The organism is Novosphingobium clariflavum, from assembly GCF_026420865.1.
GTDB lineage: Bacteria > Pseudomonadota > Alphaproteobacteria > Sphingomonadales > Sphingomonadaceae > Novosphingobium > Novosphingobium clariflavum.
Map to the genome: position 1 here is coordinate 345,204 of NZ_JAPCWC010000001.1, position 15,247 is coordinate 360,450.

Sequence of the window (15,247 nt, forward strand, 5' to 3'; positions counted from 1 at the left end):
GAGGCGACCATGACCGATATCGTGATCTATCATAATCCCGACTGCGGCACCTCGCGAAACACCGTCGCCATGATCCGCAGCGCCGGTATCGAACCGCATGTCGTCGAGTACCTGAAGACACCGCCGAGCCGCGAACTGCTGGTCCAGCTCATCGCGCGGGCCGGCATCACCCCGCGCACGCTGCTGCGCGAGAAGGGCACGCCATTCGCGCAGTTGGGGCTGGGCGACGAGAGCCTTGCGGATGACGCGCTCATCGATGCGATGATGGAGCATCCGATCCTGATCAACCGCCCGCTGGTTGTCGCTCCGCTCGGGGTGAAACTGTGCCGGCCTTCCGAAATGGTGCTCGATCTGCTCCCCGCCGGGGCGCTACCCGCTTTCGTAAAGGAAGACGGCGAGATCGTGGGAACCCCGGGGCAATGACGCCGTCGCTTCGCCCGGCACGGCGCACCGACGCCGCGGCGATCGCCGAGATCTACGCCCATCACGTCCGTCATGGCACTGCGACGTATGACGTGGTGCCTCCGGGCGTCGCCGAAACCGAGGCGAAGATCCTGGCCATCACCGCGCGCGGCTGGCCCTTTCTCGTCGCCAGCTACGGGTCCGAACTGGTCGGCTATGCCTATGCCACGCAGTTCCGTGACCGGCCCGCTTATGCCTATGCCTGCGAGGACAGCATCTACGTGGCCCATGACCGGCGTGGCGGCGGTATCGGCAAGGCCTTGCTGAAAGGGTTGCTGGCGGCGGCCGAGGCCCACGGCTTTCGCTGCATGGTCGCGGTCATCGGCGGCGGCGAGCCTGCTTCGGTCGCGCTGCACGCGGCATGCGGTTTCGCGCATGCCGGGCGGCTGACCGGCATGGGCTGGAAGGCCGGGCGCTGGCTCGACACGGTCTATATGCAAATCGCGCTAGGGGAGGGCACTGGCTCGGCCCCCGACAATTCAACGATGGAATGATCGCATGTCGCTGTTCGAACGCTATCTTTCGCTGTGGGTGGCACTGTGCATTGTTGCCGGGATCACGCTCGGTCATCTGGCGCCAGGGGCATTCGCGGCCATTGCCGCGATGGAAGTGGCCAGGGTCAATCTCGTCGTTGCGGTGCTGATCTGGCTGATGATCGTGCCGATGCTCTTGCGGGTCGACTTCGGCGCGCTGCACAGCGTGCGCCGGCACTGGCGCGGCATCGGCGTGACACTGCTGGTCAACTGGGCCATCAAGCCGTTCTCGATGGCGCTGCTGGGGACGGCTTTCCTAGGCTATCTCTTCGCGCCGATGCTGCCGGCCGGAGCCTCCTCGTCCTACATCGCCGGGCTGATCCTGCTGGCCGCGGCACCATGCACGGCGATGGTATTTGTCTGGTCCAACCTTGTCGACGGAGAGCCGAACTACACCTTGAGCCAGGTCGCGCTGAATGACCTCATCATGGTCATCGCTTTCGCGCCGCTTGTCGGCCTGCTGCTAGGAGTTGCCTCGATCACGGTGCCCTGGAATACGCTGATGCTGTCCGTGGGCCTCTACATCGTGGTTCCGGTGCTCGTTTCGCAGGTGCTGCGCCGCGCCCTGCTGCGTGGCGGGGGCGCCCGCCTGGATCGTTTTCTCTCGGCGGTCGGACCGTTCAGCCTGGCCAGCCTCCTGCTGACCCTGGTCCTGCTGTTCGGTTTCCAGGGAGAGCAGATCGTGCGGCAGCCGCTGGTCATCGTGCTCATCGCGGTTCCGATCCTTTTTCAGGTCTATCTCAATGCCGGAATTGCCTACGGGCTCAGCCGGCGTCTGGGCGTGGACTGGTGCGTCGCCGGGCCATCGGCCCTGATCGGCGCATCTAACTTCTTCGAACTGGCCGTCGCGGCAGCGATCAGCCTGTTCGGGCTCGGCTCCGGCGCGGCGCTGGCCACCGTGGTCGGCGTGCTGGTGGAAGTGCCGGTGATGCTGTCGATCGTCGCCTTGGTGAAGCGCACGCGTCCTTGGTACGAACGCGGGGTCACCGCAAGGTCGGTATAATTTAACATAAGATATATTATCAGTTCGCCTTGTTCAGGGGCTGCTCACCGCGACGGCACGTCGCAGACTGGCTGATCGCCTGATCCGGGGGCGCGAAGATGGCCGGCACGAGACCGCCGGGATGGCGTTCGATGCGGGCGAACTCTCTCCTTGCGCTGCAGGGTTCATGACGGCAGACGCGCATATCCGCTTTCAGGAGCCTGCATGAACGTCACCGATATCGCCAAGCGCACCTACGATCACGGATGGCGCCTCGATCCGATCGTCCGCAGCCTGCTGGACACAGACTTCTACAAGCTGCTGATGTTGCAGATGATCCGTCATCTCCATGATGACGTACAGGCCACCTTCTCGCTGGTGAACCGCACGCGCACCGTGCGTCTTGCCGATGTGATCGACGAGCAGGAACTGCGCGACCAGCTCGATCACGCGCGGACGCTGCGCTTTTCCAAGAAGGAGCTGATCTGGCTGGCGGGCAACAGCTTCTACGGCAAGGCGCGCATGTTCGCGCCGGACTTCATCGCCTGGCTTGCCGATTTCCAGTTGCCTGAATACGAACTGCGCAAGGTCGACGGCCAGTTCGAACTGCGCTTTCCCGGCCCCTGGACCCACACCACGATGTGGGAGATCCCTGCACTCGCGATCGTCAACGAACTGCGCTCGCGCGCGGTCCTGAAGGGGCGCGGACGCTTCGAGCTCGATGTGCTTTACGCCCGCGCCAAGGCCCGGCTCTGGGACAAGGTGGAACGCCTGCGCGCCCTGCCCGACCTCGCCGTCAGTGATTTCGGCACCCGGCGGCGTCATGGCTTCCTGTGGCAACGCTGGTGCGTGGAGGCTTTGAAGGAAGGGCTTGGCGACCGGCTCATCGGCACCTCCAACGTGCTGCTGGCGATGGACAACGACCTCGAGGCGACCGGCACCAATGCCCATGAACTGCCGATGGTCCTGGCCGCGCTCGCAGGGCGCGGCGGCAACGACGCAGCCATAGCTGCGGCGCCCTACCAGGTTCTCGAAGAGTGGCGCGCCCATTACGACGGCAACTTGCTGGTCGCCCTGCCCGATGCCTTCGGCACCGCCGCGTTCCTGCGCAACGCCCCCGACTGGGTCGCCGACTGGACCGGCTTCCGGCCCGACAGCATGCCGCCGATCGAGGCGGGCGAGCAGATCATCGCCTGGTGGCAGGAGCACGGCCGCGATCCGCGCGAGAAGCTGCTGGTCTTTTCCGACGGCATGGACATCGAAACCATCGAGCGGACCTATCACCACTTCCATGGCCGGGTGCGCATGAGTTTTGGCTGGGGGACCAATCTCACCAACGATTTCCGCGGCTGCGATCCGGCCGGCGGCGCCGGTCTCGAACCGATCTCGCTGGTGGCCAAGGTGATGCAGGCAGATGGCCAGCCCGCGGTGAAGCTGTCGGACAACCCCGCCAAGGCCACCGGCACGACGGCGGAAGTCGCTCGTTACCTGCGCATCTTCGGCCAGGAAGGCATGAACGCCCGCACCCCCGAAGTATGACCTTTCGCCGCGGCGGGATCGGTTCTTGACCGGCCCGCCGCCGGCTTCTATGGGCGCTTTCAGCATCAAGAGTCGGGCCGACGTCCGACACCAACCTGCCTACCGGGCAAGGTGGTGCCTCCAGCAAGGAGGGATGTGGCCGAACCGGCAACAAAACGGGTTTCCTGCGCCACATTTCGTTCGTTCTTGCGCCCTGCTCCGCCTGAGCATGGGAAGACGCACGTGAACCGAGTACAGCAATTCGCCAGTGACAATTACGCCGGGATCTGCCCCGAGGCGCTGGAAGCCATGACGCTCGCCAATGCCGGTTCGGCGACGGCCTATGGCGAGGACGAGTGGACCCAAAAGGCTGCCGACGCCTTCCGCGCGCTGTTCGCCAGCGATTGCGACGTCTATTTCGTGTTCAACGGCACCGCCGCTAACTCGCTCGCGCTCGCCTCGCTCTGCCAGTCCTACCACGGCGTGATCTGCTCCTCCTCGGCCCACGTCGAGACCGATGAATGCGGCGCGCCTGAGTTCTTCTCGAACGGCTCCAAGCTGCTGCTGGCGCCTTCGGACAACGGCAAGATCACGCCCGATGCGATCCGCGCGCTGGCGACCGGCCGCTCGGACATCCATTTCCCCAAGGCCCGCGTGGTGACGATCACGCAGCCCACCGAAACCGGCCTTGTCTATTCGATCGAGGAAGTGCGAGCGATTTCGGCGGTCTGCCGCGAACTGGGCCTCAAGCTGCACATGGACGGAGCGCGATTTGCCCATGCCTGCGCGAGCCTCGGCTGCTCGCCCGCCGAGATCACCTGGCAGGCAGGCGTCGACGTGCTGTGCTTTGGCGGAACCAAGAACGGCATGGCGGTAGGCGATGCCGTGATCTTCTTCGACCGCGCGCTGGCCGAGGACTTTTCCTATCGCTGCAAGCAGGCCGGCCAGCTCGCTTCGAAGATGCGCTACCTTTCGGCGCCCTGGGTCGGCATGCTGGAAAGCGGCGCCTGGCTGCGCAATGCCGCGCACGGCAATGCCTGCGCCGCCTCGCTTGCCGCGCAAGTGGCCGATCTGCCCGACATCGAACTGATCTTCCCGGCCGAGGCCAACGCCGTCTTCCTCAGCGCGCCCGAGGCAGTCCTGGCCGAACTGCGCGCGCGTGGCTGGCGTTTCTACACCTTCATCGGCGGCGGCGCGCGCTTCATGTTCGCATGGGATGCGATGCCGGAAGTGGTGAACGACCTTGCCGCCGACATTCGTGCCGCCAGCGCACTTGCAGGCCGGCGCGCCGCCTGAGCCGGAACGGTTCGCGGAGCCGTCGCTGCTTCAGGCAACGGCTCCGCGCGTCAATGCGGCCAGCACGTGGCCCGGCACGGTATAGACCGCCTGGCGCTGCGCGCCGCGGTTGCAATGGTCCACCCGGTATCCCTGGTAATGGCGCTTCACCAGACCCGCCTTGACCAGTTCCGACACCGCACGGCTGACCGCCGTCATGCCCGAGATGCGTACTCTGTCCGCCACCTCGCACGCCACCATGCGCTCGGCTTCCTGCCTGTCGGCAGGCAGCATGCCTCGCGATGCAAGGTCGCGCCGGACAGCTTCGATGGTCGCCTTGCGGTAATGGTGACGGGCCGCACTGGGCGCGATGGCAGCGGAAAGCCACTCCCGGATAGGCACCAGTTGTTCCCCGTCGCGGACCAGCGGGCCCGCAGCCCCGCCCCTGCCCGCGACCCGCGCGATCAGGTCAAGCACCATGAAGGTGTAGCGCGGGCGGGCGGAGTGATCGGCGATCGTGCGCATGATCCCGGGCAGGTCCAGTCCGCGGTCGACCGGCAATGGCTGCGTGAGCGGCAATTCCAACATGGAACGAATCAAGCACAGATGCGAATCGCTGTGAATCCACAATCGGCGTCCTGCGCGAATTCCGGGTGAATTTTTCCATCTATGTCACTTTACCAGCGGCCACCGGCAAAGTGACATGAGGGTAAAGTGACATGGGTGTCATAGGGCGCCCCCAGAGGGGGATTTCGGTGCACCGGGCAGCCCGCTTGCGTCCTTACCGGCGGCGCCAGTGCAGCACCGCAATGGTCAGCCACGCCCCTGCGGAGAGATGCGCGAAACAGGCGACCAGGCCGTATCCTCCCCCCAGCACCGCGACATCGACCGCGCCCGCTGAAACAAGTAGCACCCACCCCGAAATCCGCGCCGCAGTCGCCTGCCGTGCCGCCAGCGTCCGCCCGACCAGATCGCGCTGATGCCGCGTCATCGACAGGGCAAGCGCGCAAAAGCCGCCAAGCGCCAGCAGGATTGCCGTGAAGTGGATCATGCCTCTACAGCCTTGCCACGTGCTGTCTTGCGGCGCGGGGCCGCTTCTGCCTGCGCGCTTGCGCTCCAGCGCCGGGTGAGCTTCAGGGCGGCAGTGCCAAAGGCAAATGCCAGCGCGGCCATGACCAGATCGAAACCGACGAACAGCCAGTCACCGTGCAGGACGTCGACGGGGAAACCACGCGACGTCGTCAGCGCGTTCACCACCGGCACCGCTCCAAAGAACGCGGCCGCCAGCCACAGTCCCTCGATCCAGGCCCGGCGGGGCGGGCGAACCACGGCCCAGAGCAGCACGCCGAGCCACACGAGGAACATCGTGTGCACTTCCCAGTCCGCCCGCGCGGCGAGTCCGGTCGGAAGCAGCCGGTTGGCGAGGAAATAGGCGGCGATACCGGCCCCAAGCCCCGCTATGGCCGCGACATTCAGGCGCTCGACGAGGCGGAAGCCGAAATGCGGATGCTCGGGATCGGGCAGCCGCTGGCGGCGCTTCACCGTCCACAGCACAAGGCCGCTGCCCACCATGATCGTGCCGGCAATGCCGCTCAGGAAATAGAGCCAGCGCAGGCCCAGCTGCGCAAAACGCCCCGCGTGCAGACCGATCATCACGCTTTCGGTCCGTACCGATGGGCCCGGAGCCGGGCTGCCGCCGATCTGCCGCCCTTGCACGTCGAACACCAGCACTTCCCCGCGCGAGCCGAGTGCATCCTTCGAGGCGCGTGTGAGTTCGATGGTTGCGGCCGCGTCGCCGGGATTGGTGACGCGCACGATCCCCACCTCGCGTCCGCCCCATGCCGCCGAGGCGCGGTGCATCAGCGGCGCCAGTTCGGGCAGGGACGCGGGCTTTCCGGCGGCGACACCGTCGTGCGAGGTGCCGAAGACCGCTTCCTGGAACGTCGTTGGCGCGGCATAGTTCGCCAGCACGCCCCAGGGCATGTACATCGAGGCCAGCGTGACGAGGCCGGTGAAGGTGATCATCGCATGGAACGGCAGCGCCAGTACGGCGCTGACGTTGTGCGCATCGAGCCATGAACGCTGGCCCTTGCCGAAGCGCAGCATGAAGAAGTCCGCGAGGATCTTCTTGTGGGTGATGACGCCCGAAATGATCGCCACCAGCATCAGCATGGCCGCGATGCCGACAAGATAGCGTGCCCAGATCACCGGCAGGTAATGGAGGTCGAAGTGGAAGCGGTAGAGGAAATAGCCGCCGCGCGTCTCGCGCACGGTCACTTCCCTGCCCTGCTCGTCGACCACCGCCTCGCGGTAACCGCTGCCGTCGGCAGGCTGCCAGAACAACTGGGTGGTGGCACTGCGCCCGTTGGGCAGCGTCATGTACCAGTAGCCCGCCCCGGCGGCGTTCCTTTCAAGATACCGCGCCGCGCCTTGCGCCGACGCAACCGGATCGGCCGATCCGGTGATCTCGGGCTGCATCCAGCGGGTGATCTCGTCCTGGAAATAGGCGGAGGTCCCGGTCGCGAACATGGCGAAAAGCAGCCAGCCCAGCACCAGTCCGGTCCAGGTATGGACCAAGGCCATCGATTGTCGCAGGCTTTCCCTCACAGCCGGCCTCCCGCCTCCAGCGAGAGCCATAGCCAGCCCCCCATGACGGCAGCCGTCAGCACGAACCCGATCCAGAGCCGGGCGATGGAGCGGACCGAGAACACCACGATCGCCAGCACTGCAAACACCGCGAAGGACAGCAGCGTGGCGGATTCGCTGGCCTCGACCGGCGGCACGCCCAGCCCTTGCGCCAGAAGGCGCGCGAGTGCTGCCGTCGCAAGCGATGTCAGCAGGTAATTGGCGGGGATCGCCGCGATGAGCCGTGCGGCAAGATTGCCGCGGCTGATACCTTTTGCAGCCTTCTGCCTTGGCAAGGGACTGGTCCTGTCGGGATGGGCCATCTCGGCGGGGGTCATCGCGAAGCGCGCGCCCTGGCTACCGTCGGGATCGGCAGGAGGTGCCGGTGGGCGCGAGCCGAAGCGGTCGGAACGCATGGCGGCATTTGGAGACACTCCCGATCGGGCTTAGAGAACGCTATTGCGAATTATTCGCATTGACCGCGTGTATAAGCCCGGCCGCGGGGTTGTCAATCGCTGCCACGCCTGGCGCGCATCCGCCCCGACCCCCGGAAACACCCCTTACGGACATTTGACAGGGGCCATGGTGAATATGCCGTTAGCCGCCTGCTTTTATCCCTGCCTCGGGGCCGGATCATGCGGGGGCGGTCCTATAATACGAATTCCGCGGTGAAGTGCACACCGACATCAGGGGGAAATTCATGAAGTTAGCAAACCGCGCCGCCGCATTTAAGGCTGCGCTCTGTTCCAGCGCGGCCATCGGGCTGCTGGCTGCCGCGCCCGCCTTTGCGGATTCGCAAGTGCTCGCAGGCGACTACATCACCATCGGCCTCAACGAAAAGGGCACGCTGGGCTACAATGGCGGCGTGTCGCCCGGCATTCTCTACGACGGCACCGGGACCGGGACCTTCAACACCAGCTACGACTACCTGACCCCGGGCTCACCGTTCGAAGGTTTCGTCGTTGCAGGCACTGGCGGCGGTTCGGCATTCAGCATCGGCAACAACAATGCCTTCACCGCCACCATCACCGGCGGTACGCTGACCAACTACAATGGCGCCGAATACAACGGCACCACCTATGACCGGCGCGCCGTGTGGACCGCTACCGTGGCGGACCTGTTCACGATCACCAACGACTACTACTTCAATGTGACCGACCAGCAGGTCAACATCACCACCAGCATCACCGCGCTGAGCGACCTTACCGGGCTGTCCTTCTCGCGCGAGCTGGATCCCGACGCGGTTGCGGCTGCCGGCGATTCCAGCGCCACCAACAACTACCTGGGCAACGGCGCGATTCCGGCGACCGACCTGGTCTATGCCGAGGCGCTCGTCTCCAAGTACGTGATCGGCCTCTATACCGACACCACCTATGAACATAATGCCGCCGTCACCGGATGGTCGCGCGACACCGCATCCTATCTCGCCGGCACCAATGTCGGCAACGGCGACAACACCATCGGCCTCGGCTTTTCGCTCGGCGACCTGCTGAGCGGGTCGTCGCTGAGCTTCGACTATTCCTACATCTTCGGCACCGACATCGCCGCAGCCGTCGGCGGCGTGGGCAATATCACCGGCGACAACACCACCAGCGACCTGCTGAACGGCGCGGTGCTACCGGTCATCGATGGCGGCACCCTGACGGTTGACGCCGCCGACAGCTATTCGAGCGACATCGCCGTCACCTCGAACAACGGCACAATCGACACCAACGGCTTCGACGCGGCGCTGACCGGCGTGATCAGCGGCGACGGCGGCATCACCAAGACCGGCGCGGGCACGCTGGTGCTGACCGGTGCCAACAGCTACACCGGCGGCACCACCATCGCCGACGGCACGCTGGTCGGCACCACCACCAGCATCCAGGGCGCCGTGACCAACGATGCCGCGCTGATCATCGATCAGGACAGCGACGGTACCCTGGGCAGTACCATGTCGGGCACCGGCTCGTTCACCAAGGATGGCAGCGGCACCGTCGTGCTGACCGGCACCAACAGCTACACCGGTGGCACCACCGTGCTGGACGGATCGCTGGTCGGCACGACCGCCAGCCTTCAGGGCGACGTTGCCAACAGCGGCACCGTTGTGTTCGACCAGACCACCGACGGCACCTACAGCGGCGCGGTTTCGGGCAGCGGCATGTTCGCCAAGACCGGTTTCGGCACCCTGACGTTGACCGGCGCCAATACCTACACCGGCGGCACCGTGGTGACTGGCGGCACGCTGGCGGGCGACACGTCGAGCCTGCAAGGCCCGATCCTCAATACCGCCAACGTCGAATTCGACCAGGCTACCGCGGGCGCCTATTCCGGTAGCATCAGCGGCACCGGCACCCTCACCAAGACCGGCGCGGGTTCGCTCAACCTGACCGGTACCAGCGACTATACCGGCGCCACCACCGTCGACGAGGGCCGCCTTGCGGTGAACGGCTCGATCGCCGGTTCGGTCGTCACCGTGAACAGCGGCGGCACCATGGGCGGTAACGGCACGGTCGGCGGCCTCATCGTTCGCACCGGCGCCACGGCGGCTCCGGGCAACTCGATCGGCCACCTTCACGTCGCCAGCGACCTGACGTTCGAGGTCGGTTCGACCTATGCCGTCGAAGTCAACGCCGCCGGCGCCGGTGACCGCATCTCGACCACGGGCGTCGCCACCATCGAGGGCGGCACGGTCGAAGTCCTGGCAGAAGCCGGCGACTACAAGCCCCAGGGCCGCTACGTGATCCTCACCGCCGATGGCGGCGTGAGCGGCACTTTCGACGACGTGACCAGCAACTTCGCGTTCCTCGTGCCGACGCTCAGCTACTCCGCCAATGGCGTGCTGCTGACGCTGACGCGCAACGACGTGACGTTCGCCGGGGCCGGCACCACCGCCAACCAGATCGCCGTGGGCACGGCCATCGACGGCACGTTCGTGATCGGCACCCCGATCTACGACGCACTGGTGGGCTCCTCGACGAGCGAGATCGGCTCGGGCCTCGACGCGCTTTCGGGCGAAATCCACGCCTCGACGCTGTCGGTGGCGGCGGACGATGCCGCGAACCTGCGCCGCACCCTGCTGGAGCGTGCGCGCAGCGCCGCACCTTCGTCGGCGACCGGCGGCAAGATTGCGCTCTGGGCCGATGTCGGCGGCAACTGGAACGACAAGGACGGCAACGCCAATGCCGCCAAGGTCAGCGCCTCGGGTTACCGCTTCGTCGGCGGCGTGGAGCTGAGCCCCAGCGACAGCGTGAAGCTGGGCCTTGCCGGTGGCACCGCGCATCAGGACGTGACGGTCGCTCGCCGCGCCTCGACGGCGGATCTCGACGAGGTCTACGGCGCGATCTATGCGGCGGCCGGTTTCGGCCCGCTGACCCTGCGTGCAGGTGCCAGCTACACCGACCTCGACACCAAGACCAAGCGGGCCATCGACTACCGTTCGCTCGAGGAATCGCTCGATGGCAAGGGCGGCGGCTCGGTCAAGCAGGTGTTTGGCGAGGCGGGCTACGTGCTGCCGCTCGGCGCCGGTTCGATCGAACCCTTCGCGGGCTTCAACGCCCTGTGGCTCACGGGTGACCGTTTCCGCGAGACCGGCGGCACCGCCGCGCTCAAGGGCAGCCAGCGCACGCAGGGCTACGGCTGGACTTCGGCGGGTCTGCGCATGACCCTCGGCTCGGCCACCGCGCCGGTCGCCGTGCGCACGAAGGTCGCCTGGGAACATGCCACCAGCGATGTCGACGTCGGCTCGCGCGTGGCCTTCCAGCAGGGCGGTTCGAGCTTCATCGTCGAGGGCGCGCCGCTCTCGCGCGATAGCGTGAACCTCGACGCCGCCATCGAATGGCGCGCGACTTCGGCCTTCTCGCTGGGTGCGGGCTATACCGGCTCGATCGGTAGCCGCGGCGAAGACCACGGTATCCGCGCTTCGGCGACGGTCCGCTTCTGATCGCAGAATGAACGTTTCGGGGAGCGGCTAGTCCGCTCCCCGAGCACTGCCTCAGAACCGCCGCGCGATGCCGAAATAGACTTCGACATCCGCCGCGTCGCGATCGAGCCCGGCATTGGCGCCGAGATCCAGCTGCAGATCATCCTGCGGCTGCCAGCCCAGCGACAACCCGGCGAGATGCTGGACGCTATGGCCTGCAGGGTCCCGGTCGCCGAGGATCTGATATTCTGCCGTCACCGAGATGGAACCGCTGACGGCCGCCGTCGCCCCGACCGTCTCGGCCACCGCGAAGTGGCGGCCATGGCCGTCCTCGTCCACGGCCGCGTCGAATTCGCTCGTGCTGGACAGGCTCCAGGTGTCGCTGAGCTGATAGGACACCGGCACCAGCATGCCTGCTCCCCAGTCACCGCTGCCGAACGGGGTTCGCCCCACCGGCAGCGAGACATAAGGCATCACCGCCAGCGAGAACCCCGACCCGTCGGGATTGATCAGGTTGCGGCGCAGCGCCAGCGTCATATCGCCGCTGCCGCTGCGATGATCGACGGTGTGGCTGACGCTGTCGCGGGTGCGGGCGAGGCCGAGCATCGTCCAGCCCACCTGCACTTCTGCGTGATCGGCAATGCCATAGCGCAGCAGCGCATCGCCCAGCGTGAAGCTGTCCTGCCGCTGCCCCTCGCCGCGCTCCAGCGTCCAGTCGCCGAGGCCGAGTTCCAGCGAAAACTGCCCCGGTGCCATCGTGCAGGCGGGCGTGCCGATACCGGGACGGTCGGGACAATAGCTGCGCTCCTGCGCTGCCGCCGCGGCGGGCAGCAGCGCCGTTGCCGAAAGAACGATTGCCGCAATTTTCATGTTCGGGACCCCATCGCTGACCACCGGGAAATCCGCGCGGCAGCTCAAGGTTCCTTATAGCAGCGTGCCCGCCGCTTCAGCGGGAGACCGGCACATCCCAGCTCTGCCCCGCCTCCAGCGTGCGGAACCGGTCAGGCGCGATGGCATGGCCGGCCAGCGAGGCCGCCAGTCGCTTGGGCGCGTCGTTCACCCCTTCCTCGCCCAGTTCGAACGTACCCCAGTGGACGCCGAGCGCCCATGCGGGATGCAGGATCCCGAAAGCCGTCACCGCGCCGCCCGGATCGATGTGATTGCCGGTCTTCGCCTGGGTCAGCTTGTAGGGTGCGATCGGCAGGATCGCGAGACGGATCGGCCGTCCCGGCTCGACCGCCTGGTGTGCCCAGATCATCTGCCCGTCACCCGTGTCGCCGGAATAGTAGAGATCCCCGCCCGAGGGCAACCTGACCCGGAACCCACACCACAAGGATCGGTCACGGTCGTCATACCAGCGCTCGCTCCAGTGATGGGCGCGGGTGATCTCCACGTCGATGCCGGGGCGCAAGGCGATGGTCTGGCCCCAGTCACCCGCCTTGGCCGGGATGCCGTACTGTGCGAGCAGGGTATCGTTGCCGAGCCCGGTGATGATCGTGGGATGGTCCCGCGCCGCGATCTTCTCGAGCGCGTGCATGTCGAGGTGATCGTAGTGGTTGTGGCTGATCAGCACGAGATCGATCGGCGGGAGGTCGCGCAGCTTCACGCCGGGCTTGCGGACCCGCTCCGGTCCGACCAGTTGCACGGGGGAATCCCGCTTGGCCCAGACCGGATCGATGAGGATGTTGATGCCCTGCGTCTGAACCAGCGTGGTGGCATGGCCGATCCAGGTGACCAGCATACGCTGTCCATCCACCCGGCGCGGCGGCACGCTCTGGACGACCGGCACCGAGGCTGGCCAGCCATGATGCCCGGCGCGCCCCTCGGCGATGCGCAGGAACGTACCGATGCCGTCACGCTGGGCACCGCCGGTGCCTTCCTCGCCTTCCGGATTAAAGAAGTGCTCCCCGTCGAAATGATCGGACCGGGGGCCATGATAATAGATGCGCGAAAGCGGCGTGCGGTTGCGATCGAGGCAGCCGGTCAGCGGGAAGGACGCTGCCAGCACCGAGAGAGCCGCCAGCGACAGGACAAGGCTGCGGCGTTTCATCGGAAGCTGTATTCCAGGCCGAGCGCGCCGCTCCACTGGTTGGCGCTGCCGACATCGGCAACCACCGGCGAGCGGCGATAGGCGCCCAGCAGCCGCTGGTAGCCGCCGGTGGCAAAGACCCCCAGCCCGTGCAGCAGGTTTCCGGTCAGCGAATGGACGGCCATCGTGCTGAGATTGCAGTCTTTCCATCCGGCCTTGTCGGCGCCGGGATAGATCGGCAGGCCGCTGGCGATGCTGCCCGCCCGGTCGACGCCGTAATAATAGCGCCCGAACCCGGCCCCCACATAGTCGGCCGAGGCCGAAAGCGACACGAAGGCATGTTCCGACAGCGGGGTGTCATAGTCGATCTCGGGACTGGCCACGTAGCTGCCATGCGCACCGGTGACGTCATGCTGGTAGGAAAGGCTGAACGAGAGCGTATCGTAAGGGCTGGTGACGACGCCGGTGCGCTGCACCCCGATCGAGCCGCCCAGTTCCACGGCCTTGTCGAGACGGCCCAACGCCCGCACGGCAGGGTTGTCCAGCTTGCCGGTCCGGTCGAGACGGAGCGCGGCCAGCGGCCCAAGCTCCAGCTTCCATCCCGGCCGGCCGCTGGAAGGAACCGCATCGATGTAAATGGCAGTGCCCTGGGTGTTGAAGCTGATGCCGGAGACCTGCCCCTGGATGGCGGCGGTCGGGGTGATGCTCGAACTGGCACCGCCGATGTAGTCCGGCGTCGATGCCATGCCGATGCCCACCGAAATGCGGTCGCCCCCGATCTTGAGGTCATCCGGTCGCCCGGACACGTCCTGCGCCATGGCCGGTGCAGCGACCAACGTGGCCACAAGGACGGGCAGAATTGCCGTATTGCGGGCGCGGCCGATGGCGCCCCATTTCGCGGCCCCGCACCGGGTCGCCCGGATGGATGTCATTCCTTGCACTACCAGATCCTTTGTTCGCCCCGCCAGGCGCCCGCATGAAAGCCGCCTATCGCGCCCCGCGCCTACCAGGCGTCGTTGTTCGCCGCACTGTCGTCCCAGCAACCGTCATCGGCGATGCCGAAATCGCTGCCGCCCAAGTCGGCATTGGAGCCCCCGACATCACTGCCATGCATCCCGGGTTCGGTTCGGCCTTCGCTCCGTTCTCCTGCAAACAGGTGGTCGATCGCTTCCTCGCCCGCCGCAAAACCCGCCCCCATCGCCGCGCCCGAGACCAGGTTACCGAGCAGGCCCGACCCCATGCCTCCGGACACGCCGCCGGGAGCACCGAAACTCGCGCCGCCATAGGCCGATGGCTGCCATGCGGACGGCGTTTGCCGCGCATTGAGGGGGCGGCGCAGTAGCAGGAACAGGCCGAACAGAGCGGCACCGATCCCGGCGATCATTGCCCAGGGAACGTGCGGTGCGGCCGGTGGCGCCGGCTTCGCCGCGACGGCGATGCCCTCCGCCGATGCCGTGCCCAGCGCGAGTTGACGGTTCAGCTGCGCGACCGAATAGACATCCGCAAACGGCAGACCGGGAGAAAGTTGCTCGGCCCTGGCCAGTTCCCGGCGGCCCTGTGCCGCATGGTCTTCCCGCGCATAGAGTTCCGCCTCGACATAGTGGGCCTTGGCGCTGGAGGGGTGATCCTTGAGCACCCGGTCCATGCGGATCAGCGCCTGATCGACATGTCCACTGGTCGCCAGCGCATGGATCTGGTCGATCGTCGGGTCGGCTCCGGCCGAACCGCCAGCCTTGTCCGGGGCGGATTCGGCGGCACATGCTCCGACGGGAAGCAGCGGCACGAGCAACAGGGCGGCTATCAGCAAGCGGGCTTGGCGCATGGGAGGTCTCATCACGTTCCGTTGCCTTGGCAACGGCGGCCGAGCGAGGGCCGCTAGTCGCCTGCTGCGCCATCGAACATTGCGCCGAGTTCGCCGGAAC

Annotated in this window: 14 protein-coding genes and 1 riboswitch; of the genes, 6 read left to right on the top strand and 8 right to left on the bottom strand. The window is 66.5% G+C overall.

The genetic code is table 11. From position 1 onward, the window contains the following. Window positions 1–9: 9 nt before the first annotated feature. The 5 genes from arsC (at window position 10) to OKA11_RS01390 (ending at window position 4,791) form a co-directional block, all read left to right on the top strand. Window positions 10–423: an arsenate reductase (glutaredoxin) gene (arsC, locus tag OKA11_RS01370; protein WP_267218439.1), complete on the top strand. Its 414-nt coding sequence runs from the start codon at window positions 10–12 to the stop codon at window positions 421–423. Then, a complete protein-coding gene (locus OKA11_RS01375; protein WP_267218440.1) occupies window positions 420–956 on the top strand; it encodes a GNAT family N-acetyltransferase in 537 nt (178 codons plus the stop codon). Before arsC ends, OKA11_RS01375 begins: the two co-directional genes overlap by 4 nt. A 4-nt stretch (window positions 957–960) precedes the next feature. Next, entirely contained in the window at window positions 961–1,998 is a 1,038-nt protein-coding gene (gene arsB, locus OKA11_RS01380; RefSeq protein WP_267218441.1) for an ACR3 family arsenite efflux transporter, read from the top strand. A gap of 204 nt (window positions 1,999–2,202) precedes the next feature. After that, a complete protein-coding gene (gene pncB, locus OKA11_RS01385) occupies window positions 2,203–3,516 on the top strand; it encodes a nicotinate phosphoribosyltransferase (RefSeq protein WP_267218442.1) in 1,314 nt (437 codons plus the stop codon). 57 nt (window positions 3,517–3,573) lie between these two features. After that, window positions 3,574–3,681: riboswitch (SAM-I-IV-variant riboswitch) on the top strand. A 57-nt stretch (window positions 3,682–3,738) separates the two neighbouring features. Next, complete coding sequence (locus tag OKA11_RS01390) at window positions 3,739–4,791, top strand: threonine aldolase family protein (RefSeq protein ID WP_267218443.1); 1,053 nt, start codon at window positions 3,739–3,741, stop codon at window positions 4,789–4,791. A gap of 30 nt (window positions 4,792–4,821) precedes the next feature. On the opposite strand, the gene OKA11_RS01395 is transcribed toward OKA11_RS01390, so the two are convergent. From OKA11_RS01395 to OKA11_RS01410, 4 genes are all read right to left on the bottom strand, one after another. Next, on the bottom strand, window positions 4,822–5,358 hold the full coding sequence (locus OKA11_RS01395) for a helix-turn-helix domain-containing protein (protein WP_267218444.1): 537 nt from the start codon (window positions 5,356–5,358) through the stop codon (window positions 4,822–4,824). A gap of 193 nt (window positions 5,359–5,551) precedes the next feature. Next, window positions 5,552–5,821 (bottom strand): DUF3325 domain-containing protein, encoded by a 270-nt coding sequence (locus tag OKA11_RS01400; RefSeq protein ID WP_267218445.1) that lies wholly within the window; start codon window positions 5,819–5,821, stop codon window positions 5,552–5,554. Beyond that, on the bottom strand, window positions 5,818–7,353 hold the full coding sequence (locus OKA11_RS01405) for a PepSY-associated TM helix domain-containing protein (protein WP_267218446.1): 1,536 nt from the start codon (window positions 7,351–7,353) through the stop codon (window positions 5,818–5,820). The genes OKA11_RS01400 and OKA11_RS01405 overlap by 4 nt, the downstream gene beginning before the upstream one ends. 20 nt (window positions 7,354–7,373) lie before the next feature. After that, complete coding sequence (locus tag OKA11_RS01410; protein WP_267218447.1) at window positions 7,374–7,811, bottom strand: hypothetical protein; 438 nt, start codon at window positions 7,809–7,811, stop codon at window positions 7,374–7,376. 284 nt (window positions 7,812–8,095) lie between these two features. On the opposite strand from OKA11_RS01410, the gene OKA11_RS01415 reads away from it, so the two are divergent. Then, window positions 8,096–11,317 carry an autotransporter outer membrane beta-barrel domain-containing protein gene (locus OKA11_RS01415; RefSeq protein ID WP_267218448.1) on the top strand — a complete coding sequence of 1,074 codons (3,222 nt, stop codon included), beginning with the start codon at window positions 8,096–8,098 and terminating at the stop codon, window positions 11,315–11,317. Window positions 11,318–11,368: 51 nt separating this feature from the next. On the opposite strand, the gene OKA11_RS01420 is transcribed toward OKA11_RS01415, so the two are convergent. From OKA11_RS01420 to OKA11_RS01435, 4 genes are all read right to left on the bottom strand, one after another. Next, complete coding sequence (locus tag OKA11_RS01420; RefSeq protein ID WP_267218449.1) at window positions 11,369–12,166, bottom strand: transporter; 798 nt, start codon at window positions 12,164–12,166, stop codon at window positions 11,369–11,371. 76 nt (window positions 12,167–12,242) lie between these two features. Next, window positions 12,243–13,346 carry an MBL fold metallo-hydrolase gene (locus OKA11_RS01425; RefSeq protein WP_267218450.1) on the bottom strand — a complete coding sequence of 368 codons (1,104 nt, stop codon included), beginning with the start codon at window positions 13,344–13,346 and terminating at the stop codon, window positions 12,243–12,245. After that, the gene (locus OKA11_RS01430; RefSeq protein ID WP_267218616.1) at window positions 13,343–14,257 is read right to left on the bottom strand and encodes a MipA/OmpV family protein; all 915 of its coding nucleotides are present in this window, start codon (window positions 14,255–14,257) and stop codon (window positions 13,343–13,345) included. Before OKA11_RS01430 ends, OKA11_RS01425 begins: the two co-directional genes overlap by 4 nt. A 71-nt stretch (window positions 14,258–14,328) precedes the next feature. Beyond that, entirely contained in the window at window positions 14,329–15,147 is an 819-nt protein-coding gene (locus tag OKA11_RS01435) for a tetratricopeptide repeat protein (protein WP_267218451.1), read from the bottom strand. Window positions 15,148–15,247 lie beyond the last annotated feature (100 nt).

What these genes read in the sequence shown, in the direction of transcription:
- OKA11_RS01415 (WP_267218448.1), top strand. Translation starts at nt 8,096, where the DNA reads ATGAAGTTAGCAAACCGCGCCGCCGCATTTAAGGCTGCGCTCTGTTCC.
- OKA11_RS01375 (WP_267218440.1), top strand. Translation starts at nt 420, where the DNA reads ATGACGCCGTCGCTTCGCCCGGCACGGCGCACCGACGCCGCGGCGATC.
- arsB (WP_267218441.1), top strand. Translation starts at nt 961, where the DNA reads ATGTCGCTGTTCGAACGCTATCTTTCGCTGTGGGTGGCACTGTGCATT.
- OKA11_RS01410 (WP_267218447.1), bottom strand. Translation starts at nt 7,811, where the DNA reads ATGCGTTCCGACCGCTTCGGCTCGCGCCCACCGGCACCTCCTGCCGAT.
- pncB (WP_267218442.1), top strand. Translation starts at nt 2,203, where the DNA reads ATGAACGTCACCGATATCGCCAAGCGCACCTACGATCACGGATGGCGC.
- OKA11_RS01430 (WP_267218616.1), bottom strand. Translation starts at nt 14,257, where the DNA reads ATGACATCCATCCGGGCGACCCGGTGCGGGGCCGCGAAATGGGGCGCC.
- OKA11_RS01425 (WP_267218450.1), bottom strand. Translation starts at nt 13,346, where the DNA reads ATGAAACGCCGCAGCCTTGTCCTGTCGCTGGCGGCTCTCTCGGTGCTG.
- OKA11_RS01435 (WP_267218451.1), bottom strand. Translation starts at nt 15,147, where the DNA reads ATGCGCCAAGCCCGCTTGCTGATAGCCGCCCTGTTGCTCGTGCCGCTG.
- arsC (WP_267218439.1), top strand. Translation starts at nt 10, where the DNA reads ATGACCGATATCGTGATCTATCATAATCCCGACTGCGGCACCTCGCGA.
- OKA11_RS01395 (WP_267218444.1), bottom strand. Translation starts at nt 5,358, where the DNA reads ATGTTGGAATTGCCGCTCACGCAGCCATTGCCGGTCGACCGCGGACTG.
- OKA11_RS01400 (WP_267218445.1), bottom strand. Translation starts at nt 5,821, where the DNA reads ATGATCCACTTCACGGCAATCCTGCTGGCGCTTGGCGGCTTTTGCGCG.
- OKA11_RS01405 (WP_267218446.1), bottom strand. Translation starts at nt 7,353, where the DNA reads ATGGCCTTGGTCCATACCTGGACCGGACTGGTGCTGGGCTGGCTGCTT.
- OKA11_RS01420 (WP_267218449.1), bottom strand. Translation starts at nt 12,166, where the DNA reads ATGAAAATTGCGGCAATCGTTCTTTCGGCAACGGCGCTGCTGCCCGCC.